This is a genomic window from Streptomyces sp. NPDC048182, from assembly GCF_043202555.1.
Lineage (GTDB): Bacteria > Actinomycetota > Actinomycetes > Streptomycetales > Streptomycetaceae > Streptomyces.
The window spans coordinates 399355-423738 of sequence record NZ_JBIDAQ010000001.1 but is presented as its reverse complement, the minus strand read 5'-3'; the positions used below and the strand labels follow the sequence as shown (position 1 = coordinate 423738).

Here is a 24384-nt window from a genome sequence, read left to right as displayed (position 1 = left end):
CATGATCATCGCCGAGAGGCCGGGATGGCCGATCCTCGGCGCATGGCTCTTCGATCAGACGCACGCGCAGCCGGCGCGACCAGTGGACCGGGTCGCGGTCCGGCCTCCGACGGGCGGTCCCGGCACCGCCGTTCCCTCCGCTCCCCGGGCCCTGGCAGGCACCGGCATGCCCCGCCGCAGGAGCTCCGCCGCCGCGCCGAGGCGCTCTTCGGCGACGTCCGGGGTGGAGCCGCGGAGGCAGAGGCGGAGGCGGAGGCGGGACGGCCCGAGGCCCCGGACCCGGCGGCGACCTGGCGGGAACGGGCCGGTCCTGCGCTGCGGGAGCGGCTGCCGGTGTGGTGGCAGACGCGGTGCGGGGTGGAGCGGCGGGGCGTGGCGGCGCTGGCGGTGCTGCTTGTGGCCGGGGTGCTGTTCGCCGCGCAGCACTTCTGGACCGGGCGCACGGAGGCCGTGCCGGAGCCCGAGGTGGTGCGCGAGGTGGCGGCGGCGCCGCGGGTGTCGGCGTCGGTCTCCCCGAGTGCGGGGGCCGGTGCCGGTGTTCGGATCGTGGTGGACGTCGGGGGCAGGGTGCGCAGGCCCGGCATCCACCGGCTGCCGTCCGGCTCGCGGGTGGAGGACGCGCTGCGCGCGGCCGGGGGAGTGCGGCCGGGCACGAAGACGGACGGGCTGAACCGGGCGCGCTTCCTGGTGGACGGGGAGCAGGTGATCGTCGGGGCGTCGGCTCCGCCGCCGGCGCCGGGTGCGGCGGTCGGGACCTCGGGTGGAGCGGGGGGACCCGGCGCGGGCCCGCCTGCGGCCTCCGTCCCCCTCAGCACGGCGACCGTCGACCAGCTCGAAACCCTGCCGGGCGTCGGTCCCGTGCTCGCCCAGCACATCGTGGACTACCGCACGCGGCACGGCGGTTTCCGCTCGGTGGACGAGCTGCGCGAGGTCAACGGCATCGGCGAGCGCCGCTTCGCCGACCTGCGGAGCCTGGTCCAGCCATGACCGCCCCCGACCAGGCCGTCCCCACCGGCGCGCATCCGGGGCGCGCGGATGTGCACGCCGCCTCGGGGCACCGCCTCGGTGCCGCGCACCCCCGGCAGGAGGCGCCGACGGACCTGCGACTGGTGCCGCCCGCCCTGGCGGCGTGGGCGACGGCGGCGCTGGTGCCGGGAGCGACCGTGGGGGCGGTCACGGGCGTGGTGGTCGGCTGCCTGGCCGCGGTCGCGGCGCTGCTGCTGACCCGGGGACGCCACCGCACCGGGCGCGAACGACTGCGGCTGTCGGCCACCGCCGTACTGCTCTGCGTCGCGGCGTCCGCCGCCTCGACCGCGCTGCACGGCGCGGACCTGCGCCGAGGTCCGCTGCCTGACCTGGCCCGGCGGTACGCCACCGTGACGGCCGAGGTGGAGATCACCGCGGACCCGCGCCTGAGCCGGCCCCGTGTGCGGGGGGACCACGCGGTGCCGCCCACGGTGCTCGTCGAGGGCGAGGCGCGCCGGGTGACGCGGGGAACGGCGGGCGGCGGGGCGGTGGCGACCCGGACACCCGTGCTGCTGATCGTGGACGTGGGCGGCCCCGCCCCCGGCCGCTGGCTGGGGCTGCTGCCCAGCACCCGGCTGCGCGTCACCGCCCGCGCGGCGCCCCCGCTGACCGGCGCCGACGAGTACGCCGCCGTGCTGCGGGTGCGGGGCGGCCGGGCGGGGCCCGAGGTGACGGCCGGGCCGTCGGCGGCGCAGCGGACGGCGGGCAGGCTGCGTGCCGGCCTGCGCGCGGCGAGCGCCGGCCTGCCGGCGGACGCGCGGGCCCTGCTGCCCGGCCTCGTGGTCGGCGACACCTCGCGGATCACCCCGGAACTGGAGGAGGCGTTCAAGGAGACCGACCTGGCCCACCTGACGGCCGTCTCCGGGGCCAACTTCACCATCCTCCTCGCGCTGCTCCTCGGCCCACCGGGGCTGGCCCGGCGCAGCGAACGCCGCGGACTCGCCCCCCGCCTGGGCCTCTCCCTCCGCGCGACGGCGCTGCTGGGCGGGCTGCTGGCCCTGTCCTTCGTCGTGGTCTGCCGCCCAGACCCGAGCGTGCTGCGGGCGGCGGCCTGCGGCTCCGTCGCCCTCCTCGCCCTCGCCACCGGCCGCCGCAGATCCCTGGTCCCGGCACTGGCGGCGGCGGTGCTCCTCCTCGTCCTGTGCCTGCCGTCCCTGGCCCGCAGCTACGGCTTCGTGCTCTCGGTGCTGGCCACCGGCGCGCTGCTCACACTGGCCCCGCGGTGGAGCGCGGCGCTGCGCGGGCGCGGGGTGCCGCCCCGGCTCGCGGAGGGGCTGGCCACCGCGGGGGCGGCGCAGGCGCTGTGCGCGCCGGTGGTGGTGATGCTCTCCGGGCGGGTCAGCCTGGTGGGGTTGCCGTGCAACCTGCTCGTGGAGTTCGCGGTGGCGCCGGCCACCGTGCTGGGGTTCGCCGCGCTCGGCGCCGCCCCGCTGTGGCTGCCGGCGGCCGAGGCGCTGGCCTGGTGCGCGGGGTGGCCGGCGGGGTGGATCGTCGGGATCGCCCGCACGGGGGCGGCGCTGCCCGGTGCGGGAGTGGACTGGCCGGCGGGCTGGACCGGAGCGGCGCTGCTGGCCCTGGCCACGGTGGCCGTCCTGCTCCTCGGGCGCCGGCTGCTGCGGCGCCCCTGGTGGTGCGGTGCCTGCGCCGTGCTCCTCGTCCTGGCCGTGCTCCGCCCGCAACCGCTGGGCCGGGTGCTCACCGGGTGGCCCCCGCCGGGCTGGCGGATGGCGATGTGCGACGTCGGTCAGGGCGACGCCCTGGTGCTGGCGGCGGGCGGGGACACGGGCGTGGTCGTCGACGCGGGCCCCGACCCGGCCCTGGTGGACGACTGCCTGCGCACGCTGGGCGTCGACCGCGTCCCGCTCGTCCTCCTCACCCACTTCCACGCCGACCACGTGGCCGGCCTGCCGGGGGTGCTGCGGGGCCGCGCGGTGGGCGCGATCGAGACGACCACGCTCGCGGAACCGGCGGACCAGGCGGCTGCCGTGCACCGCGAGGCGGCGGCCCGGGGCATCCCGGTGCGGGTCGCCGGGGCGGGGGAGGCGGGCAGGCTCGGCCCCCTGTCCTGGCAGGTCCTGTGGCCGCCCCCACCAGGTCCTCCGCAGCTCATGGCACCCCCGCCCCCCGACGGCCCCAACGACGCCAGCGTCACCCTCCTGGTCCGCACGGCGGGCCTGCGCCTGCTCCTCCTCGGTGACCTGGAACCGCCGGCCCAGCGAGAGTTGGCGAGATCTCCGGCGGCGGCGGAACTGGAAGGAGTGGACGTCCTGAAGGTCGCCCACCACGGCTCGGCGCACCAGGACCCCGACCTCATACGCCGCGCGTCGCCCCGCCTCGCCCTCATCAGCTGCGGCGAGGACAACACCTACGGCCACCCGTCCCCGACCACCCTCGCCGCCCTCCACGCCGGCGGCACGACGGTCCTGCGGACGGACCGGGACGGGGCGGTGGCGGTTGCGGGGGAGGGGAGGGCGCTGCGGGTGGCGCGGGGCTGACGCGACCGCGTGGCCTCGCCCACGGAAGGTCGGTAACCACAGTTGTTTGGCGGCGGGTCAGAGGACGGAGGCCGTGAACGGGCCCGAGCTGGTGGTCAGACCGGTGGGGGTCAGGCATGCCGTCAGGTCGGTGCTCAGCAGGACGACCGTGACGACCAGGTGCTTGCCGGTGAAGTCCCCGGAGGTGACCGTGCCGTTGAGGACGAGGACCGTCACGCCGTCGGGGCGCAGGGAGATGCCTCCCGTGAAGGTGAACTTGGAGGTGGCGGCGCCCGGGTCGGACCAGTTGAGCGAGCCGCTGCCGGAGGAGTTGCCGCCGAGGCAGTTCAACTTGCCGCCGCCGTCGGCTTTGTAGACGGCGCCGGTGTGGTGTCCGTCCAGGGAGACGCAGGGGCCGAGGGTGCCGTCGGTGTGCAGCGAGACCGTCGGAGCGGGGGTGGCGGGCAGCCTGAGGCCGGGTGAGTAGGTGGTGGTCTGCGTGCCGACCGGGCAGGTCACCAGGCCGGCGGAGGCGGTGGCGGAGGCGGCCGGTGCGCCGGCCAGGGCGGCGCCCGTCAGGAGGAGGAGCGTGGCCCAGAGGGCCGCCGCCGTGCGGGTGGTGAGTCGGGTGAGTGCCATGGAGGTGCCCTCCGGGAGGGTTCGCGCACCGCGCTGTGCGGCGGGCTCTTCGGTCCCTGGAACGTACGAGCCCGGCCCGCGGCGGCCCAGCGGGTGCGCGTCGCCGGTGCGGGCGCGGCGGCCACACGGGGCGCGTGCGGCTCGCCACCGCCGCACGGCACCGCGCCCCCTTTCGCACAAGCCCCCCCCCGCGGCACAAGCCCCCCTACTTCTTCGACGCCGCCCGGCACTCCTGCGCGCCCTTGCAGGACGTCAGCGCGGTGAGCCGGTCGTGCAGGGAGCGGCGGGTGTCGGCGGGCACCGAGGACCAGCGGTTGTGCAGCTGCTGGGGGTCGGAGTCCAGGGCGTAGTACTCGCGCTCGCCGTCCGCGTACTCGACGTAGAGGGCGTCGTCGGTGCGCAGGGCGTTGTAGGTGGGCGGGTCGCCGGCGTTCTTCGGGGCGGCGTCCGGGTCGTCCTTCTTCGAGGCCGCGTGGTGGTGTTCGACCAGCACCGCGTCGCGCCAGTCCGCGTCCGCGACCGTGTCCCCGTGCAGCAGGGGCCGCAGGCTCTCCCCGTCGGCGGTGGCCGGCGGATCCAGTCCGGCCAGGTCCTGGAAGGTGGGGGCGAGGTCGATGTTGGCCGCGAAGCGGTCGACCTCCTTGCCGGCGGGCACGTCCGGGCCGGTGACGATCAGCGGGACCCGTACGTCGGTGTCGTAGGCGGTCTGCTTGCCCGGACGCAGCCGGTGCTCGCCCATGTGGAAGCCGTTGTCGGAGCCGAAGACGAGGTAGGTGTCGTCGGCCAGGCCCTTCTTCTTCAGCTCGTCCTCGAGGTGCCCGATCATGTCGTCGACGGCCTGCACCGACCGCACGCGCTTGGCGAACTTCTGGTCGATGCTCCGCTGGTCCTTGTCCGACAGCGGCGTCAGGGCGTGCTGCCAGGCGGGGGCGTCGGTGGTCGCGGTGTCGTAGGCGTCGGTGCGCGGGGCCTTCAGGCCGGGGAACTCGTCCTTGTCCCGGGGCGCCGGGGTGGAGGGGCCGTGCGGGGCGAAGGTGGCCAGCTCGAGGGCGAACGGCTTGCCCGACTCGGCGGCGTCACCGACGAAGGACGTGGCCTTGTCCGACATCACGTCCGTCAGGTAGTCGTCGGGGTCGTGCCCGTAGCGGACGAGCTTGCCGTTCTCGTTGAGCTGGTAGTCGAACTCCGGGTAGCCGTTGCCGGCCACGTCCCACTCGTCCCAGCCCGGCGGCACGTCCGGCTTCGACTCGCCGGGGCGGCCGGAGGGCTCGTAGCCGTTGAGGTACTTGCCCATGAAGCCGGTCCGGTAGCCGGCGTGCTGGAGGGCGGGGCCGTAGGAGCGCGCCTCGTCGCCGTTCTTCAGGAAGGCGCCGTAGCCGCCGTCGTCGCCGTTGTTCGTGAACACGCCCGTGTTGTGCGGGAACTGGCCGGTCAGGATCGAGCTGCGGGAGGGGCAGCACAGCGAGTCGGTGGCGAAGAAGTTCGTGAACGTGGTGCCGTTGCGCTGCATCTCCTGGACGTGCGGCATGTACTGGACCAGGTTCCAGGACAGGTCGTCGGTCAGGACGTAGACGATGTTCGGCTTCCCGTCCGGCGCCGACGAAGCCGACGAAGCCGACGGCGCCGACGACGCGGAGGGCGGGGAGGACGAGGAGGCGGCGGCATCACCCCCGCCGCCCCCGCCCGAACACGACGACAGCGCCGCGATCAGGACGACGGGCAGGGCCGACAGCAGCCGTCGCCGCAGCACACCGGACATCACACCAACTCCTCAGCCATGGGAATCCCCGCGGGGCTCACTGCGCTGCGGCTCTCCCGAGCGGTGTCCGGTATGCCTCTTCCCACCCGACTCCCCGGCTCTTCCCACGCAACTCACAGACAGCCGTCCGACGGTGCGGCGACCGGGAAGACTGGGGGCATGGACCCCGCACAGACCGACGCCTACCTGGACCGGCTCGCCGTCGCGCGCCCCCTCCGCCCCACCCTCGGCGCGCTGCGTGAGCTGCACGTGGCGCATCTGCGGGCGGTGCCGTTCGAGAACCTCTCCGTGCACCTGGGGGAGGAGATCGTCCTGGAGGAGCGGCGGCTCGTGGACAAGCTCGTACGGGCCCGGCGAGGCGGCTTCTGCTACGAACTGAACGGCGCCTTCGGCGCGCTCCTCGGCGCCCTCGGCTACGGGGTGACGCTGCTCGCCGCGCGGGTGTACGGGGAGGAGGGGGCGGTGGGGATCCCGTACGACCACATGGCGCTGGCGGTGACGACGGCGGACGGGAGCGAGTGGCTGGCGGATGTGGGGTTCGGGTCGCACAGCCGACTGCCGTTGGAGCTGGGGGCGCGGGGCGAGCAGCAGGACCCGGCGGGAGTCTTCCGGGTCGCCGGGGCGGGAGGCCCCGAGGACGACCTCGACGTGCTGCGGGACGGGCAGCGGGTGTACCGGCTGGAGCGGCGGCCCCGGGTGCTCGCCGACTTCGTGACCGGCGCCTGGTGGCACAGCACCTCCCCGCGCTCGCACTTCGCGCAGTCGACGGTGTGCTCGCGGCTCACCGGGGACGGCGGCCGGATCACGCTCAGCGGCCGGGTGCTCAAGTCCACCGGCGCCGACGGGCGGCGCGAGGAGCGGGAGCTGGGCACGGACGAGGAGGTGCTGGCGGTGTACCGGGAGCGGTTCGGCATCGCCCTCGACCGGGTCCCGGAGGTGGGCGGGCACGGCGCCGTGGCCGACAATGGCCCGCGTGAGTGACGTGAGACATGTCCTGGTGCTGCCCGACCGTGACGCCGCCGAGGAGGCGGCGCAGGCGTTGGGCGAACGGTTCGGCGTCGACGAGGAGCCCCGCCTCGTCCGCGACGCCCTGGCCGGCGAGGACGACGCCGAGGACGCCCAGTGGCTGGTCGTCCTGCACGACGAGGCGCGCCGCCTGGACCCGGCGGAACTGGACGCGTTCGCCGGGGAGTGGGAGGGGTGGCGGGAGGAGCCGTAGGCGCGCCCCGCACGAAGCGGTTCACGGAGTTCGACGCCGGGCGAGGTCGGGGTGCTGCTGGGGGGCGGGCCCAGGGGCGGGGCGGGGGCCTGTCAGCCACAGGCCGGTGCAGACCGCGGTGGCCAGGGTGACGGCTCCGGCCGTGGTGAAGGCGCTGTCGAGGCCGGTCTCGAAGGAGGCGCCGGCGGACTCGCGGGCGCGGACCACGGCGCCCAGCACCGCCACGCCGAGCACCGCGCCGATCTGCCGGGTGGTGCTGCTGACGCCCGAGGCGAGGCCGCCCTCGCGTGGGTCGACCGCCTGGATGGCGGCGCCGGTCAGCGGGGACATGGTCAGGGCGAAGCCGACGCCGACCGTGGCGAGCCGCCACCACACGTTCGCGTAACCGGTGCCGGCGTGCACCCCGCCCAGCGCGAGGAGCCCGAGCCCGGCCAGGGCCAGGCCGCCGGTGACGACGGGCCGGAAGCCGTACCTGGCGGCGAGGCGGCCGGCGAAGGGGCTGACGACGACCATGGCGAGGGTGGCGGGCAGGGTCTGCAGTCCGGCCCGCAGGATCGAGCTGCCCTGGACGGACACGAAGAACTGCGAGAAGAAGAAGGTCGAGCCCATCAGGGCGAACCCGACTGCCGTCATGGCGGAGTTGGAGACGGTGAACAGGCGCTGACGGAACAGGTCAGGCGGCAGCATCGGTGCCCGGTGCCGCCGCTCGACGGCGACGAACGCGCCGAGGAGGACGGCCGCCGTGGCGAAGCCGCCGAGGATCACCGGTGAGGTCCAGCCGCGCGAGCCGCCCTCGATCAGCGCGTAGGCCAGCGTGCCGACCCCGAGGACGGACAGGACCGTGCCCGGGAGGTCGAGGGCGCGGGCGTCCGGGTTGCGGGACTCCGTCAGGACGCGCCGGCCGGCCACCAGCAGGACCACGCCGACGGGCACGTTGACCAGGAAGATCGCGGGCCAGCCGAACGCCTGCGTCAGCACGCCGCCGGCCACCGGCCCGGCGGCCAGGCCGATGCCGCTGAGCCCTGCCCACAGTCCGATCGCCCGGACCCGGTCGCGCGGGGCCGGATGCGCGGCGACCAGGAGGGCGAGCGAGGCGGGGCTCAGGGCCGCGGCCCCGACGCCCTGCAGCACCCGCCCGGCCACCAGCCAGCCGACCGACGGGGCGACGCTGCACACCACGGAGGCGGCGGTGAACAGCGCGACGCCGCTCAGATACACGCGCCTGCGGCCGAAGCGGTCGGCGAAGACCCCGCCGGACAGCAGCAGCATGGCGACGAGCAGCACGTAGGCGTCGACGATCCACTGCAGGCCGGACAGTCCCGCGCCCAGGCGGTGCTGCATGTCGGGCAGTGCCGCCCCGACGATCGTGTTGTCGAGCAGCACCATGAACTGCCCCAGGCAGGTCACCACGAGCATGACGTCCCCTCCCACTCCCTCGTCACTAAAGCAGCCGTGGGCTGCGTTAAGTGGGACCGTAGGGCAGTGCGGTGTCCTAACGCAAGTGCGGGCTGCTTTAAGGTGGGGGCATGGACGAGCAACAGCGCACCCGGCGGCCCGGCGGACGCAGCGCCCGCGTCGGCGCCGCGGTGCATCAGGCCGTCACCGACCTGGTCGGCGAACGCGGGTACGGCGGGTTCACAGTCGGCGAGGTCGCGGCCCGCGCGGGAGTCGCCGACACCACCGTCTACCGGCGCTGGGGCAGCCTCGAAGCGCTGCTCACCGACGTGACGCTGACCCGCCTCGACGCGCGCTCACCGATGCCCGACACCGGTGACCTGGCCGGCGACCTGCACACCTACGCGGCCCAGGTGGCCCGCGAGATCACCGGACCCGAGGGTCTCGCCGTGCTCCGCCTGGCCGTCGCCCTGTCCGGCTCCGGACCCGAGGGCCTGCGCCTGCGCGACGGCTTCCTCGCCGAGCGGGCCCGGCGGCTGCAGTCCATGCTCGACCGGGCGGGCGAGCGCGGGGAGCGGGCCCCCGACGCGCTGGCCGTCGTCGACCATGTCATGGCCCCGATGTACATCCGCGTCCTGTTCGGCGCGGGCCCGCTCACCCCGGAGTACGTGGCGGGTCTGGTCGACCGTCTGCTCCGGTGACGCCGGGCGGCCGGATGGTCGGGTGATCGAGGGCCGGGCGGGGCGGGGTGTCAGTGGGGCGTGGGATGCTTGCCGCGATGGCCAGGAAGACCGCGACTGACGACGACCTCCTCGCCCCGGTGACCCTCGCCGTGGGCCAGGAGGAGCTGCTGCTCGACCGCGCCGTGCAGGAGGTGGTGGCCGCCGCCAAGGCCGCCGACGCCGACACGGACGTGCGCGACCTCGCCCCCGAGCAGCTCCAGCCCGGCACCCTCGCCGAGCTGACCAGCCCCTCGCTCTTCGCCGAGCGCAAGGTCGTGGTCGTCCGCAACGCGCAGGACCTGTCCGCCGACACGGTCAAGGACGTGAAGGGCTACCTCGCCTCCCCGGCCGAGGAGATCACCCTCGTCCTGCTGCACGCGGGCGGCGCGAAGGGCAAGGGGCTGCTCGACGCGGCGCGCAAGGCGGGGGCGCGCGAGGTGGCGTGCCCGAAGATGACCAAGCCCGCCGACCGGCTGGCCTTCGTCCGCGCCGAGTTCCGCACCGCCGGGCGGTCCGCCGCGCCGGAGGCGTGCCAGGCCCTGGTCGACGCGATCGGCAGCGATCTGCGGGAGCTGGCGTCGGCGGTGTCCCAGCTCGTCGCGGACGTCGAGGGGACCATCGACGAGGCGGTGGTCGGCCGCTACTACACCGGGCGGGCGGAGGCGTCGAGCTTCACCGTCGCCGACCGCGCCGTCGAGGGCCGGGCGGCGGAGGCCCTGGAGGCGCTGCGCTGGTCGCTGTCGACGGGCGTGGCGCCGGTCCTCATCACCAGCGCGCTGGCCCAGGGCGTACGGGCCATCGGCAAGCTCTCCTCCGCCCGCGGCGGCCGTCCCGCCGACCTCGCCCGGGAGCTGGGCATGCCGCCCTGGAAGATCGACCGTGTCCGCCAGCAGATGCGCGGCTGGACCCCCGACGGCGTCGCCCTCGCCCTGCGCGCGGTGGCCGACGCGGACGCCGGGGTGAAGGGCGCGGGCGAGGACCCGGAGTACGTGCTGGAGAAGGCGGTCGTGACCATCGCGCGGGCGGCGCGGTCCCGGGGCCGGGCATGACCCGGGCCCGCTGCCGCCGGCCCGCCGGGCGTTAGGGTCGCCGCATGGGTGCCGCCACCGCCGCCATGGTCACCGCGATCGTCGGCGTGCTCGGCACGCTCGCGGCGCCGCTCGTCACCACCTGGTCGAGCAGACGCCAGCGGCGGGCGGAGAGCCAGGTCGAGGAGCGCAGGCGGCACTTCGAGGAGCGGCGCGCCGCCTACACCGCGATGAACCGGACCTCCCGCCACTTCCACACCATGCTCAAGGACGCCCTGCACCGCCTGCGCGACGGCGTCTACACCGACGAGGACCGTGCCCAGGTCGAGGAGGCGCGTCGGGAGTACCGCGACCGGTACGCCGAGGTCCAGATGATCGTCCCCGAGCGGGTCCTGGCGGCGTCCCGCGAGGTGAACCGCGTCCTGGCCGCCGTCGACGCGACGGCCAAGCGCCTCGACCGCGGCCTCGCCCGCGAGGGGGAGTCGGCGGAGCGGGCCCTCCTCGACCTGAAGACCGCGGAGCCCGCCCTCACCGCCATGCGCCGCATCATGCGCCAGGACCTGGGCATAGCCGACTGAGCACCGTCCCGAGTGAGCACCGTACCGACCCGCACCGCTTCCCACTGAGGGGCCCGGGGGCACGCCGAAGGCCCCGCCCGCCGCCCGGGGAAGGGCGGCCGGCGGGGCCTTCGGGTTCAGACTGGGCGGGGTCGTGCCCGCGTGGCGAACGCAGGCCGCGCACGACCCCTGGGAGCCGGTCGGGGGCGGATGAGAGAGGGCCCGCCCTGGGTCCTTCCGGCGATCAGACCAGATGGGGTGGTTCAGCCCTTGAGGGCGACGACCTTCTGCGCCAGGGCCGACTTCTTGTTGGCGGCCTGGTTCTTGTGGATGACGCCCTTGGAGACGGCCTTGTCGAGCTGACGCGCGGCGGCGCGCTGGTACTCGGTGGCCTTCTCGGCGTCGCCCGCGGCAGCGGCCTCACGGGCCTTGCGGATCGCGGTCTTCAGAGAGGACTTGACGGCCTTGTTGCGCAGCCGGGCCTTCTCGTTGGTCTTGTTCCGCTTGATCTGGGACTTGATGTTCGCCACGAATGAGCCTTTGCAGGTTCTGGCACGAGGCCGCACGGCAGCGCCGCCCGACCTTCATACCGGTGATTTCCAGGACGTGCCTCCGGCTGAGAGGGCAGGAGACACAGCCCCCCACACTAGCAGCGGCCCGGCGGGCGGCCCAAACCCGGCCGTCGTCCACACCCGTGGGACCTCGGTTCGCACCCGTGGGACGATGGAGGCTGCGTGACGATCCGACCCGAGACCGCAGACACGAGAAACCGACACTGCGGACGCCTCAAGAATCAGGACCCTGCGTGCCCGCGATCCCTAGCCATGTGCCCGAGCCGAGCCGTACCGACCCGGCTCTGATCCGCAATTTCTGCATCATCGCGCACATCGACCACGGCAAGTCCACGCTCGCCGACCGGATGCTCCAGCTGACCGGTGTGGTCGAGCAGCGGCAGATGCGCGCCCAGTACCTCGACCGCATGGACATCGAGCGCGAGCGCGGCATCACGATCAAGTCCCAGGCGGTGCGTCTGCCGTGGGCCCCGACCACGGGCCCCGAGCAGGGCAGCACGCACATCCTCAACATGATCGACACCCCCGGGCACGTCGACTTCACCTACGAGGTCTCCCGGTCGCTGGCCGCCTGCGAGGGCACCATCCTCCTCGTGGACGCCGCCCAGGGCATCGAGGCGCAGACCCTCGCCAACCTGTACCTGGCGATGGAGAACGACCTCACGATCATCCCGGTGCTGAACAAGATCGACCTCCCGGCCGCGCAGCCCGAGAAGTTCGCCGAGGAGCTGGCCAACCTGGTCGGCTGCGACCCCGACGACGTGCTGAAGGTCTCCGCGAAGACCGGCCTCGGCGTCGAGGCGCTGCTCGACAAGGCGGTCGCCGAGATCCCCGCCCCGGTCGGCGTCAAGGACGCCCCCGCCCGCGCGATGATCTTCGACTCGGTCTACGACTCCTACCGCGGCGTCGTGACGTACGTCCGGGTCATCGACGGCCAGCTCAACAAGCGCGAGCGCATCCGGATGATGTCCACCGGCGCCACCCACGAGCTGCTGGAGATCGGCACCAACTCGCCCGAGATGCTCCCGGCCGACGGCCTCGGCGTCGGCGAGGTGGGCTATCTCATCACCGGCGTGAAGGACGTCCGCCAGTCCAAGGTCGGCGACACCGTCACCACCCAGCACAAGGGCGCCGAGGACGCGCTCGGCGGCTACAAGGACCCCAAGCCCATGGTGTTCTCGGGGCTGTACCCGCTGGACGGCTCGGACTACCCGGAGCTGCGCGAGGCCCTGGACAAGCTCCAGCTCAACGACGCCGCCCTGGTCTACGAGCCGGAGACCTCCGCCGCCCTCGGCTTCGGCTTCCGCGTCGGCTTCCTCGGCCTGCTCCACCTGGACGTGGTCCGCGAGCGCCTGGAGCGCGAGTTCGGCCTCGACCTGATCGCCACCGCGCCCAACGTGGTCTACCGCGTGGACATGGAGGACGGCACCGAGCACACCGTCACCAACCCCAGCGAGTTCCCCGAGGGCAAGATCAGCGAGGTGTACGAGCCGGTCGTGCGCGCCACCGTGCTGGCGCCGACCGAGTTCATCGGCTCGATCATGGAGCTGTGCCAGACCCGGCGCGGCACCCTGCTCGGCATGGACTACCTCTCCGAGGACCGCGTCGAGATCCGCTACACGCTGCCCCTCGCGGAGATCGTCTTCGACTTCTTCGACCAGCTGAAGTCCAAGACCCGCGGCTACGCCTCCCTGGACTACGAGCCCACCGGCGAGCAGACCTCCAGCCTGGTCAAGGTGGACATCCTGCTGCACGGCGACAAGGTGGACGCGTTCTCCGCGATCACCCACAAGGACGCCGCCTACGCCTACGGGGTGCGGCTCGTCGCCAAGCTGCGCGAGCTGATCCCGCGGCAGGCGTTCGAGGTGCCCATCCAGGCGGCCATCGGCTCCCGGGTGATCGCCCGCGAGACCATCCGCGCCATCCGCAAGGACGTCCTCGCCAAGTGCTACGGCGGTGACATCTCCCGGAAGCGGAAGCTGCTCGAGAAGCAGAAGGAGGGCAAGAAGCGCATGAAGATGGTGGGTTCCGTGGAGGTTCCCCAGGAGGCCTTCATCGCCGTCCTGTCCAGCGATGACAGCGCGGGTTCGGGCAAGGGCAAGAAGTAGCGGCCGGTCCGGGGGCGACCCCGGCGAATCGGACGCCCGGGGGCCTGTCGTGCGCGAGCGCGGCGGGCCTCCGCCCATGTCAGCGGGGGTTTTCGGCGGAAGTGGCGGGCCGGGGAGTCTTACGCGCGGGCCGGTCGCCCTTTACGCTGATGCCTGCCTCATAGTTACTCGTGAGTTAAACAACCGCCCGAGAGTGAACCCAGCCGCACCTGAGCCAGCCGCACCGTCGCGGGCCCGGAGGACGTCGTGAGCGACACACAGACCCTGATCGAGAACCGTCCGCCCTCCGTGGCGGGCCTCTTCCTGGAGCGCGTGGCGGCCACGCCGGACGCCGAGGCCTACCGCTATCCGGTGCCGCCCGCCTCGGGCGAGGGGCCCGACGAGTGGAAGTCGCTGACCTGGGGCCAGGCCGCCGAGCGGGTGCTCGCCATCGCGGCCGGCCTGATCGAGCTGGACATCGAGGCCGAGCAGCGCGTCGCCCTGGCCTCCTCCACCCGCCTGGAGTGGATCCTCGCCGACCTCGGCATCATGTGCGCGGGCGCGGCGACGACCACGGTGTATCCGCAGACCAACGCCGAGGAGTCGGCGTACATCCTCTCCGACTCGCAGAGCCGGGTGCTGATCGCGGAGGACGCCGCGCAGCTGGCCAAGGCCCGGCAGAAGCGGGCCGAGCTGCCCGACCTGACCCACGTGGTGGTGATCGACCCGGCCGGCGCCGACACCGGCGAGGACTGGGTGCTCACCCTCGCGGAGCTGGAGGCCCGGGGCAAGGCCCGGCTGGAGAAGGACCCCGACCTGATCAAGCTGCGGGTCGGCGCGCTCACCAAGGACCAGCTGGCCACCCTCATCTACACCTCCGGCACCACCGGCAGGCCCAAGGGCGTGCGCCTGCCGCACGACAACTGGTCGTACATGGCCAAGGCCATCGCCGCGACCGGCCTGGTCACCGGCGAGGACGTGCAGTACCTGTGGCTGCCGCTGGCGCACGTCTTCGGCAAGGTGCTCACCTCCGGGCAGATCGAGGTCGGGCACGTCACCGCCGTCGACGGGCGGGTCGACAAGATCATCGAGAACCTGCCGGTCGTCCAGCCGACCTACATGGCGGCCGTGCCGCGCATCTTCGAGAAGGTCTACAACGGCGTCGCCGCCAAGGCCCGGGCGGGCGGCGGGGCCAAGTACAAGATCTTCCAGTGGGCGGCCGAGGTCGCCCGCGAGTACGCCAAGGTCACCCAGGACAACTTCCGCCGCACCGGCACCGCGAGCGCGCCCTTCGGCCTCGCCGCCAAGCACAAGGTGGCCGACGGCCTGGTCTACAGCAAGATCCGCGAGGCGTTCGGCGGGCGGCTGCGCGCCTGCATCTCCGGCAGCGCCGCCCTCGCACCCGAGATCGGCTACTTCTTCGCCGGCGCCGGCGTGCACATCCTGGAGGGCTACGGCCTCACCGAGTCCTCCGCCGCCTCCTTCGTCAACCCCGGCGAGGCCTACCGCACCGGCACGGTCGGCAAGCCGCTGCCCGGCACGGAGGTGCGGATCGCGGACGACGGGGAGATCCTGCTGCGTGGCCCCGGGATCATGGAGGGCTACCACGAGCTGCCCGACAAGACCGCCGAGGTGCTGGAGAGCGACGGCTGGTTCCACACCGGCGACATCGGCGAGCTGTCGCCCGACGGGTACCTGCGGATCACCGACCGCAAGAAGGACCTGATCAAGACGTCGGGCGGCAAGTACATCGCCCCGGCGGAGGTCGAGGGGCAGTTCAAGGCGGTCTGCCCGTACGTCTCCAACATCCTCGTGCACGGCGCCGACCGGAACTTCTGCACCGCGCTCATCGCCCTCGACGAGGCCGCGATCGCCGAGTGGGCGGCGGAGAACGGCCTGGAGGGCAAGCCGTACGCCGAGATCGTCGCCGCCCCGGCGACGGTGGAGATGGTCGACGGGTACGTGCAGCAGCTCAACGCGGGGCTCCAGCGGTGGCAGACCATCAAGAAGTTCCGGCTGCTGCCGCGCGACCTGGACGTGGAGCACGGGGAGATCACGCCGAGCCTGAAGCTGAAGCGGCCGGTGGTGGAGCGGGAGTACAAGCATCTGATCGAGGAGATGTACGAGGGGGCGCGCGAGTCGTAAGGGGACCGGCGATGCTCGGGAATGCCCGTTGTGCGGCGTTCTTCGAGCGTTGGCCGATCGAGGCGTCCCCTCCTGGCGGCGCACTCGGGCAAGTGCGCGCCTGAGCCGTCACGGTCTGCCACGCTGACGGCGTCAGACGCGGGGCCGCCCCGCACGTACTGCGCGGGGAGCCGTCCATGGGGGCCATTCCGACCCAGCGGGAGATCGTCCCCGACGCCGGCGGGCTCCCGTCGGCCGCCTTCGCCGCGCAGGCCCGGGCGCACGTGGACCTGGCCTGCGGCTCCCTCGCCCCCGGCACGGCCCGCGCGACGGTGCGGGCCGCGCTCGCCGACTGGGCGGCGCGCGGCCTGCCCGGCGCGGGGCGGCTCACCGACCACTCCGCCGCCGACGCGCTGCTGGTCGTCAGCGAGCTGGTCACCAACGCCGTCGTGCACGCGGGCACCGGCGTGGAGGCGGTGTGCGCCCTGGAGCCCGACGGCACGCTCGTCGTGGAGGTCCTGGACCACCACCCCGCCCGCGCCCCGCGCGGCGGCGCCCAGGAGACGCCGCACGAGTCCCCCGACTACGGCTGCGGCCTCCGCCTGGTCGCCGAGGTCTCGGAGGCGTGGGGCATCACGTACCGCCCCGGCACGAAGACGGTCTGGGCCCGCCTCCCGGCCGCCGCCGCGGAAGGGGAGGGCCGGGCCGGCGCGGCCCCGGCGGCCAGGCCCGCGGCGGTGACCGTGCCCGGCGTCCGCCCCCGCACCGGTGACGACCGGGACGGCACGCCGGACCACCCGGCCCCCGCGCGCCGCCGCCCGACCGGCGAGACCCCGGCGGACCCCGGCCGCCTCGGCAGCAAGGACTACCCGGCGCCGCGGCACACGCCGGACGGGGCCGGTGGGGGAGCCCCTGCCCCCGAGGGGCTGGGCATGGCGGCGGCCGGTTCGGGCGGGGCAGCCCCTGTCCCTGCGGGGCCGGGCCCGGTGGCGGCCGGCCTGGCGGGTTCGGGTGGGGTAGCCCCTGTCCCTGCGGGTCCGGGCCCGGTGGTGGCCGGCCTGGCGGGTTCGGGTGGGGTAGCCCCTTTCCCTGCGGGTCCGGGCCCGGTGGTGGCCGGCCTGGTGGGTTCGGGTGGGGCAGCCCCTGTCCCTGCGGGTCCGGGCCCGGTGGCGGCCGGCCCGGCGGGTCCGGGCAGGACAGCCCCTGCCCCCGCCGGCCCGGGCACGGCGGCCGGTGACCCCGCCGGCCCAGGCACTGCGTCCGCCGACCCCGCGGGTCCGGGCAGGGCAGCCGGTGACCCGGTGGGTCCGGGCGCGGCAGTCCCTGCCCCCGCAGGGCCGGGCGCGGCAGTCCCTGCCCCCGCAGGTCCGGGCGCGGCACCTCCCGGGCTCTCGCGGGGCCGGCAGGACGCGGACCGGCGGGACCCCCTGGCCGCGGACCCGGGGGAGCAGGCGCACGACGGGCGGGCGGGTCGGGACCCGCAGGCCCCGCACGTCCCGGGCCTCCGCCCCGAGCAGCGGTGGGCCGGTGAACGGGCCGGTTGGCTGGACGGGTACGACGAGAGGTGCGGGGCCGGGCCCGGGTACGCCGCGGAGGTCTCCTACCCCCGGCGTGTCCCCGACCGGGACTGGCTCGGCGTCGGCGCGTTGTCGTTCCTCGCCGAGGCGTCCGATCTGCTGGCCGGGCAGCTGGACGAGGAGCTGGTCGCCTCGCTCACCGGGCAGCTGGTCGTGCCGCGGCTCGCGGACTGGTGCGCGGTGTGGCTGGAGGACGAGACGCTCGGCCGGGGCGCCTGGAGCGACGACGCCGGAGTGGCGGTCGGTGCCCGGCTGGCCGGCGTCTGGCACGCCAGCGAGGCGCACGTCGAGGAGTTGCGCCGGGCGCTGGAGAAGGAGCCGCCCCGCCCCCGCGACCCCTGGCGCACCGGCCCCGTGGGCCACCCCTGGCCCGACCCGGCGCCCGGCGCCGCCCTCGCCTACCCCCTCGTCGCCGGCGGCCGCCCGCTCGGCACGCTGGTCATCGGCCGGGCCGGCACACCCCGGTTCCCCGACGAGGTCACCGGCCTGGTCGAGGACCTCGGACGCCGGGTCGCCCTCGCCCTCGGCACCGCCCGCCAGTACGCGAGGCAGGCCACCATCAGCGCCGTGCTCCAGCGCGGCCTGCTGCCCGGCGCGGTCGCCGAGATCCCCGGCCTGCGCAGCGCCCTCGTCTACGAGCCCTGCGACAAGGGCGGGCCCAGCGGCGACTTCTACGACCTCTTCCCGGCCGGCGACGGCCGCTGGTGCTTCGCCATCGGTGACGTGCAGGGCAAGGGACCCGAGGCCGCCGTCGTGACCGGCCTCGCCCGGCCCTGGCTGCGGCTGCTCGCCCGCGAGGGCTACGGCGTCGCCGGCGTCCTCGACCGCCTCAACCAGCTCCTCCTGGACGACGCCACCGAGGCCGCTGACGCAGCCGCCCGCGCCCTGCTGGCCGCCGGGGGCGTGCTCGCGCCGGGCGACGGACCGCAGACCCGGTTCCTCTCCCTGCTCTACGGCGAGCTGGTCCCGGTCGCCGGTGGCGTCCGCTGCACCCTGGCCTCCGCGGGCCACCCCCTGCCGCTGCTGCTCGACCTGGACGGCGCCGTCCGCCCCGTGGCTCAGCCGCAGACCCTGCTCGGCGTCTTCGAGGACACCGCGTACGCCAGCGACTCCTTCGTCCTGCGCCCCGGCGACACCCTGCTCTGCGTCACCGACGGCGTCACCGAGCGCCGCTCCGGCTCCCGCCAGTTCGACGACGGCGACGGCCTCGCCGCGGCCCTCGCGAGCTGCGCGGGCTACGGGGTGCAGCGGGTCGCGGAGCACATCCGCCACCTGGTGCACGCCTTCGGCGACCGCCCCCCGGAGGACGACCTGGCCCTCCTGGTCCTCCAGGCCGACTGACCGGCCGGACGCCCTTCCCCCCGGGGTGCGGGACAATGGAACGCATGCCCTCCGCACTCCCCGACGGCGAGCCCGTCCCCGCCGACGGCGCGCTGCCCGCGTCCGCGCTCGCCGGGGCCGAGGCCCGCCCCCTCGGCTTCTACCTGCACGTCCCGTACTGCGCGACCCGCTGCGGCTACTGCGACTTCAACACCTACACCGCCACCGAGCTGCGCGGCACCGGCGGCGTCCTCGCCTCCCGGGACAACTACGCCGCCACCCTCGCCGACGAGGTCCGCCTCGCCCGCAAGGTGCTCGGCGACGACCCGCGCGAGGTCCGCACGGTCTTCGTCGGCGGCGGTACGCCCACCCTGCTGGCCGCCGGGGACCTGGTCGCGATGCTGGCCGCGGTCCGCGAGGAGTTCGGCCTCGCCCCCGACGCCGAGATCACCACGGAGGCCAACCCCGAGTCCGTCGACCCGGCCTACCTGGCCGTGCTGCGCGAGGGCGGCTTCAACCGGATCTCCTTCGGCATGCAGAGCGCCCGCCCGCACGTCCTGCAGATCCTCGACCGCACCCACACCCCGGGCCGCCCCGAGGCGTGCGTCGCCGAGGCCCGCGCGGCCGGCTTCGACCACGTCAACCTCGACCTGATCTACGGCACCCCCGGCGAGTCCGACGCCGACTGGCGGGCCTCCCTGGAGGCGGCCCTCGGCGCGGGCCCCGACCATGTCTCGGCGTACGCGCTGATCGTGGAGGAGGGCACCCAGCTCGCCCGCCGCATCCGCCGCGGTGAGGTCCCGATGACCGACGACGACGTGCACGCCGACCGGTACCTGATCGCCGAGGAGATGCTGTCGGCGGCCGGCTTCGACTGGTACGAGGTCTCAAACTGGGCCACCTCCGACGCCGCCCGCTGCCTGCACAACGAGCTGTACTGGCGGGGCGCCGACTGGTGGGGCGCGGGCCCCGGCGCGCACAGCCACGTCGGCGGCGTGCGCTGGTGGAACGTCAAACACCCCGGCGCCTACGCGGCGGCGTTGGCGGAGGGCCGCTCCCCGGGCGCGGGCCGCGAGATCCTCACGGACGAGGACCGCAGGGTGGAACGCATCCTCCTGGAACTCCGCCTCCGCGAGGGCGCCCCGCTGTCCCTGCTCCACGAGGCCGGCCTGGAAGCCGCCCGCCGCGCCCTCTCGGACGGCCTGCTCCAACGCGCCCCGTACGAACAGGGCCGCGCGGTACTGACCCTGCGGGGCCGGCTGCTGGCGGACGCCGTGGTCAGAGACCTGGTGGACTGATCACTCGGGCGGGTGAATTCGTGCGGAATACCAGTTCGGCCCCTAACCTGATTCGTAGGCTGCTGCCGACAGTACGCGGCGGATGTGAGGGGCCACGGAGATGACAGCTGTGGACGAACGTGGAGTCGCGGAGTTCTTCGCGGGCTTCGAGCCGCCCGAGGGGCTCAAGGTGGAGCTACTTCGGGGAGAAATCGTGATGATGGCCAGCCCTGATCTGGTGCACAACCGGATCGTCACATCATTGATGGACCAGCTCCCGTACCAGCAGTGGGAGCGGCTTCAGACCCAGGATGTCGACATTGTCGATGAGGCCAGTGAGCCTGTTCCCGACCTGGTGGTCCTGGAAGTCGGCGTCGGCCCCGACTCGGGGCGTCTTCTGCCGTCCCAGATGATCACACTGGTTGTCGAAGTGGTCTCGAAGACCAGCGTGGACCGGGATTACGGCGTCAAACGCTTGATCTACGCCGCTGGTGAAGTGCCCGCTTACCTCATCGTCGACCCCATCATGGCTCAGTGCGTTCTGTACTCGGAGCCGGTCGGACAAGGTGAGGTTGCCGACTACCAGGTGCAGCGGGTCACCCGGTTCGGGGCGCCGCTGCCTCTAGAGCCTCTGGGCATTGAACTGGACACCACTAGGTTCGGTACGTACAAGGGTGTCAAGCCCCATCACCGCCCGTGACGAAGTCGATCAGCTCCTCCACGCGCCCCAGCAGCTCCGGCTCCAGGTCCCGGTACGACCGCACCCGGCCCAGGATGTGCTGCCAGGCGGCGCCGGTGTTGGGCGGCCAGCCGAGGGCCTCGCAGACGCCGGTCTTCCAGTCCTGGCCGCGCGGGACGCGGGGCCAGGACTCGATGCCCAGGGCCGAGGGCTTCACCGCCTCCCAGATGTCGATGTAGGGGTGGCCCACCACCAGCGCGTGCTCGCTGGTGACCGACTCGGCGATGCGCCACTCCTTCGAGCCCGGCACCAGGTGGTCGACGAGGACGCCGAGGCGGGCGTCGGGGGCGGGGGCGAAGTCGGTGACGATGGACGGGAGGTCGTCCACGCCCTCCAGATACTCCACCACCACGCCCTCCACCCGCAGGTCGTCGCCCCACACCTTCTCGACCAGTTCGGCGTCGTGCCGGCCCTCGACGTAGATGCGGCCGGCCCTGGCCACCCGGGCGCGGGCGCCGGGGACGGCGACCGAGCCGGAGGCGGTGCGGGTGGGGCGTACCGGGCCCGAAGCGGGGCGGATCAGGGTGACGACCCGGCCCTCCAGGAGGAAGGCGCGGGGCTCCATGGGGAAGACGCGGTGCTTGCCGAAGCGGTCCTCCAGCGTCACCGTGCCGGCCTCGCAGCCGACCACCGCGCCGCAGAAGCCGGTGCCGGGCTCCTCCACGACGAGCCCCGGGTCGGCCGGCACCTCGGGCACGGCCTGCGGCTTCTTCCACGGCGGGGTCAGGTCGGCGGAGTACTGGCGCATTCTGCCGACGATACGAGGATCACGCCGGGCCCGATCACTCCGACACGCCGAAGCGGGCGGCCAGGGCGTCCCGTTGGGCCCGGACGAAGGCCGCGTCCACCACCGCGCCGTGCCCCGGCACGTACCGCGCGTCCGTGCCGCCGAGGGCCAGGAGCCGGTCCAGGGCCGCCGGCCAGCGGGCCGGCACCGCGTCAGGACCCGCCTGCGGCTCGCCCGACTCCTCGACCAGGTCGCCGCAGAACACCACCTCCACCGCGCCCGGCACCAGCACCGCGAGGTCGTGCCCGGTGTGCCCGGGGCCGGCGTCGGCCAGCACGGCCCGCCGGCCGCCGCCCAGGTCGAGCGCCAGCTCGCCGCTCACCTGGTGCCGCACCGGCACCAGCGCGTCCACCGCCTCTTCGGCCGCCCCGGCGTCCAGGCCGTGCGCCACCGCGTCGGCGCGCAGCTCCTCGCGGGCGCCCGCGAGCACCCCGGCCACCCCGACCGCGCCGTACACCTCCGTGCCCGCGAAGGCCGCCGCCCCGAGGACGTGGTCGAAGTGCGGATGCGTCAGCGCGAGATGCGTCACACGGCGCCCCGCGATCCGCTCGGCGGCGGCCCGCAGCCGGGCGCCCTCGGCGAGGCTCGCCCCGGCGTCCACCAGCAGCGCCGCGTCCGCGCCCACCACCAGACCGGCCGTGCAGTCCCACTCCGGCAGCCGCACCCGGCCCACCCCGTCGGCCAGCGGCTCCCAGCCGGCCTCTTCCCACATGAGCGTCACGTGCACGACGCTAACGCCCCGGCCTTGCCCGGGCCCGACCCCCCGGCCGTACACTGACCGGGGAAGTCTGGCACTCGGATATCGCGAGTGCCAGGGAGGATGTCGAGGCCGAGGACGTCGGGAGGTGTGCGCCGGTGCTCAGTGAACGCAGGCTCAAGGTGCTGCGCGCCATCGTCCAGGACTACGTCGGCACCGAGGAGCCGGTCGGCTCCAAGGCCCTCACCGAGCGGCACAACCTCGGCGTCTCCCCGGCCACCGTGCGCAACGACATGGCGGCCCTCGAGGAGGAGGGCTTCATCGCCCAGCCCCACACCAGCGCCGGGCGGATCCCCACCGACAAGGGCTACCGGCTCTTCGTGGACAAGCTGGCCGGCGTGAAGCCGATGACCGGGCCCGAGCGGCGTGCCATCCAGAACTTCCTGGACGGCGCGGTCGACCTGGACGACGTCGTGGCCCGCACGGTGCGGCTGCTCGCGCAGCTCACCCGGCAGGTCGCCGTCGTGCAGTACCCCTCGCTGACCCGCTCGACCGTGCGCCACGTGGAGCTGCTGGCCCTCGCGCCGGCGCGGCTGATGCTCGTGCTGATCACGGACACCGGCCGGGTCGAGCAGCGCCTGGTGGACTGCCCGGCGCCGTTCGGCGAGGCGTCGCTGGCCGACCTCAGGGCCCGGCTGAACAGCCGGGTCGCCGGACGCCGGTTCACCGATGTGCCCGGCCTGGTCGAGGAGCTGCCGGACGCCTTCGAGGCGGAGGACCGCGGCACCGTCGCCATGGTGCTCTCCACCCTCCTCGAGACGCTGGTCGAGGAGAACGAGGAGCGGCTGATCGTCGGCGGCACCGCCAACCTCACCCGCTTCGGGCACGACTTCCCGCTGATGATCCGGCCCGTCCTGGAGGCCCTGGAGGAGCAGGTCGTGCTCCTCAAGCTCCTCGGCGAGGCGAAGGATCCGGGCGTGATCGTCCGGATCGGTCACGAGAACGCCCACGAGGGACTCAACTCCACGTCCGTCGTGTCGGTGGGCTACGGTTCGGGCGGCGAGGCGGTTGCCAAGCTCGGCGTGGTCGGACCGACCCGCATGGACTACCCGGGAACGATGGGAGCGGTACGCGCAGTGGCACGGTACGTCGGACAGATCCTGGCGGAGTCATAGGTGGCCACGGACTACTACGCCGTACTCGGCGTGCGCCGCGACGCCTCCCAGGACGAGATCAAGAAGGCGTTCCGGAGGCTCGCCCGCGAGCTGCACCCGGACGTCAACCCCGATCCGAAGACCCAGGAGCGGTTCAAGGAGATCAACGCCGCCTACGAGGTGCTGTCGGACCCGCAGAAGAAGCAGGTCTACGACCTCGGCGGCGACCCGCTCTCGCAGGCGGGCGGCGGCGGGGCCGGTGGCTTCGGCGCGGGCGGCTTCGGCAACTTCTCCGACATCATGGACGCCTTCTTCGGCACGGCCTCGCAGCGCGGCCCGCGCTCGCGCACCCGCCGGGGCCAGGACGCCATGATCCGCATCGAGGTGGAGCTGGACGAGGCGGCCTTCGGCACGACCAAGGACATCCAGGTCGACACGGCCGTCGTCTGCAACACCTGCAACGGCGAGGGCGCCGCCCCCGGCACCTCCGCGCAGACGTGTGACATGTGCCGCGGGCGCGGTGAGGTCTCCCAGGTCACCCGGTCCTTCCTGGGCCAGGTCATGACCTCCCGGCCCTGCCCGCAGTGCCAGGGCTTCGGCACCGTCGTGCCGACCCCGTGCCCGGAGTGCGCCGGCGACGGCCGCATCCGCTCCCGGCGCACGCTGACGGTGAAGATCCCGGCCGGTGTCGACAACGGCACCCGGATCCAGCTCGCGGGTGAGGGCGAGGTCGGCCCCGGTGGCGGCCCCGCCGGCGACCTGTACGTGGAGATCCACGAGCTGCCGCACTCCACCTTCCAGCGCCGCGGCGACGACCTGCACTGCACGGTCACCATCCCGATGACGGCGGCGGCCCTCGGCACGAAGGTGCCGCTGGAGACGCTGGACGGCATGGAGGAGGTCGACATCCGCCCGGGCACCCAGTCGGGGCAGTCGATCCCGCTGCACGGCAGGGGCGTCACGCACCTGCGCGGCGGCGGCCGCGGCGACCTCATCGTCCACGTCGAGGTCACCACCCCGACCAAGCTGGACCCGGAGCAGGAGCGCGTCCTGCGCGAACTGGCCAAGCTGCGCGGCGAGGAACGGCCCACGGGGCAGTTCCAGCCTGGGCAGCAGGGTCTGTTCTCGCGGCTGAAGGACGCGTTCAACGGGCGCTGAGGCACGCTCGGAACAAACCTCCGGAACACCCCGTCGATTAGTCCGGACCAACGCGGATGCTCCCGGCGTATGC

20 protein-coding genes are annotated in these 24384 nt (G+C 74.2%); 14 read left to right on the top strand and 6 right to left on the bottom strand.

Features of this window, described 5'->3' with window-relative positions; genetic code table 11:
* Window positions 1–42 precede the first annotated feature (42 nt).
* Window positions 43–987, top strand: coding sequence for a helix-hairpin-helix domain-containing protein (locus ACGFZL_RS02040; protein ID WP_393688346.1), 945 nt, complete (start codon window positions 43–45; stop codon window positions 985–987).
* Window positions 984–3521: a ComEC/Rec2 family competence protein gene (locus tag ACGFZL_RS02035; RefSeq protein ID WP_393688344.1), complete on the top strand. Its 2538-nt coding sequence runs from the start codon at window positions 984–986 to the stop codon at window positions 3519–3521. Before ACGFZL_RS02040 ends, ACGFZL_RS02035 begins: the two co-directional genes overlap by 4 nt.
* Window positions 3522–3578: 57 nt before the next feature.
* Here the strand turns inward: ACGFZL_RS02035 and ACGFZL_RS02030 are convergent, their stop codons facing one another.
* Window positions 3579–4139 carry a hypothetical protein gene (locus ACGFZL_RS02030; protein ID WP_393688342.1) on the bottom strand — a complete coding sequence of 187 codons (561 nt, stop codon included), beginning with the start codon at window positions 4137–4139 and terminating at the stop codon, window positions 3579–3581.
* 205 nt (window positions 4140–4344) lie between these two features.
* On the bottom strand, window positions 4345–5898 hold the full coding sequence (locus ACGFZL_RS02025) for a sulfatase (protein ID WP_393688340.1): 1554 nt from the start codon (window positions 5896–5898) through the stop codon (window positions 4345–4347).
* A 159-nt stretch (window positions 5899–6057) separates the two neighbouring features.
* Between ACGFZL_RS02025 and ACGFZL_RS02020 the strand changes: the two genes are divergently transcribed.
* Window positions 6058–6879, top strand: coding sequence for an arylamine N-acetyltransferase (locus tag ACGFZL_RS02020; protein ID WP_393688338.1), 822 nt, complete (start codon window positions 6058–6060; stop codon window positions 6877–6879).
* Complete coding sequence (locus ACGFZL_RS02015; RefSeq protein WP_355166091.1) at window positions 6872–7117, top strand: hypothetical protein; 246 nt, start codon at window positions 6872–6874, stop codon at window positions 7115–7117. The genes ACGFZL_RS02020 and ACGFZL_RS02015 overlap by 8 nt, the downstream gene beginning before the upstream one ends.
* Before the next feature lie 21 nt (window positions 7118–7138).
* On the opposite strand, the gene ACGFZL_RS02010 is transcribed toward ACGFZL_RS02015, so the two are convergent.
* The gene (locus ACGFZL_RS02010; RefSeq protein WP_393688336.1) at window positions 7139–8533 is read right to left on the bottom strand and encodes a DHA2 family efflux MFS transporter permease subunit; all 1395 of its coding nucleotides are present in this window, start codon (window positions 8531–8533) and stop codon (window positions 7139–7141) included.
* A 110-nt stretch (window positions 8534–8643) separates the two neighbouring features.
* Between ACGFZL_RS02010 and ACGFZL_RS02005 the strand changes: the two genes are divergently transcribed.
* The 3 genes from ACGFZL_RS02005 to ACGFZL_RS01995 all read left to right on the top strand — a co-directional run bounded on the left by ACGFZL_RS02005 (window position 8644) and on the right by ACGFZL_RS01995 (window position 10840).
* Complete coding sequence (locus ACGFZL_RS02005) at window positions 8644–9213, top strand: TetR/AcrR family transcriptional regulator (RefSeq protein ID WP_393688334.1); 570 nt, start codon at window positions 8644–8646, stop codon at window positions 9211–9213.
* 77 nt (window positions 9214–9290) lie between these two features.
* Complete coding sequence (gene holA, locus ACGFZL_RS02000; RefSeq protein WP_355166097.1) at window positions 9291–10283, top strand: DNA polymerase III subunit delta; 993 nt, start codon at window positions 9291–9293, stop codon at window positions 10281–10283.
* A 44-nt stretch (window positions 10284–10327) separates the two neighbouring features.
* Window positions 10328–10840: a hypothetical protein gene (locus tag ACGFZL_RS01995; RefSeq protein WP_393688331.1), complete on the top strand. Its 513-nt coding sequence runs from the start codon at window positions 10328–10330 to the stop codon at window positions 10838–10840.
* A 242-nt stretch (window positions 10841–11082) separates the two neighbouring features.
* Here ACGFZL_RS01995 and rpsT read toward each other — a convergent pair whose 3' ends face one another.
* A complete protein-coding gene (gene rpsT, locus ACGFZL_RS01990; RefSeq protein ID WP_355166101.1) occupies window positions 11083–11349 on the bottom strand; it encodes a 30S ribosomal protein S20 in 267 nt (88 codons plus the stop codon).
* Window positions 11350–11624: 275 nt separating this feature from the next.
* Here rpsT and lepA point away from each other — a divergent pair, with 275 nt between their 5' ends.
* From lepA to ACGFZL_RS01960, 5 genes are all read left to right on the top strand, one after another.
* Window positions 11625–13499, top strand: coding sequence for a translation elongation factor 4 (gene lepA, locus ACGFZL_RS01985; RefSeq protein WP_355166103.1), 1875 nt, complete (start codon window positions 11625–11627; stop codon window positions 13497–13499).
* 246 nt (window positions 13500–13745) lie between these two features.
* Window positions 13746–15623 carry an AMP-dependent synthetase/ligase gene (locus ACGFZL_RS01980; RefSeq protein WP_393688328.1) on the top strand — a complete coding sequence of 626 codons (1878 nt, stop codon included), beginning with the start codon at window positions 13746–13748 and terminating at the stop codon, window positions 15621–15623.
* A gap of 176 nt (window positions 15624–15799) precedes the next feature.
* Window positions 15800–18520 (top strand): SpoIIE family protein phosphatase, encoded by a 2721-nt coding sequence (locus ACGFZL_RS01970; protein WP_407078444.1) that lies wholly within the window; start codon window positions 15800–15802, stop codon window positions 18518–18520.
* A 44-nt stretch (window positions 18521–18564) separates the two neighbouring features.
* A complete protein-coding gene (gene hemW / locus ACGFZL_RS01965) occupies window positions 18565–19797 on the top strand; it encodes a radical SAM family heme chaperone HemW (RefSeq protein ID WP_393688326.1) in 1233 nt (410 codons plus the stop codon).
* Between the two features lie 100 nt (window positions 19798–19897).
* Window positions 19898–20476 carry a Uma2 family endonuclease gene (locus ACGFZL_RS01960; RefSeq protein WP_393688324.1) on the top strand — a complete coding sequence of 193 codons (579 nt, stop codon included), beginning with the start codon at window positions 19898–19900 and terminating at the stop codon, window positions 20474–20476.
* Here ACGFZL_RS01960 and ACGFZL_RS01955 read toward each other — a convergent pair.
* Complete coding sequence (locus ACGFZL_RS01955; RefSeq protein WP_393688322.1) at window positions 20454–21263, bottom strand: DUF3097 domain-containing protein; 810 nt, start codon at window positions 21261–21263, stop codon at window positions 20454–20456. The two genes, ACGFZL_RS01960 and ACGFZL_RS01955, sit on opposite strands and share 23 nt — an antisense overlap.
* 34 nt (window positions 21264–21297) lie before the next feature.
* Window positions 21298–22023 carry an MBL fold metallo-hydrolase gene (locus ACGFZL_RS01950; RefSeq protein ID WP_393688319.1) on the bottom strand — a complete coding sequence of 242 codons (726 nt, stop codon included), beginning with the start codon at window positions 22021–22023 and terminating at the stop codon, window positions 21298–21300.
* Between the two features lie 134 nt (window positions 22024–22157).
* Here ACGFZL_RS01950 and hrcA point away from each other — a divergent pair, with 134 nt between their 5' ends.
* Both hrcA and dnaJ read left to right on the top strand, forming a co-directional pair.
* On the top strand, window positions 22158–23174 hold the full coding sequence (gene hrcA / locus ACGFZL_RS01945) for a heat-inducible transcriptional repressor HrcA (RefSeq protein ID WP_393688317.1): 1017 nt from the start codon (window positions 22158–22160) through the stop codon (window positions 23172–23174).
* A complete protein-coding gene (gene dnaJ / locus ACGFZL_RS01940) occupies window positions 23175–24311 on the top strand; it encodes a molecular chaperone DnaJ (RefSeq protein WP_355166117.1) in 1137 nt (378 codons plus the stop codon).
* Window positions 24312–24384: the final 73 nt, after the last annotated feature.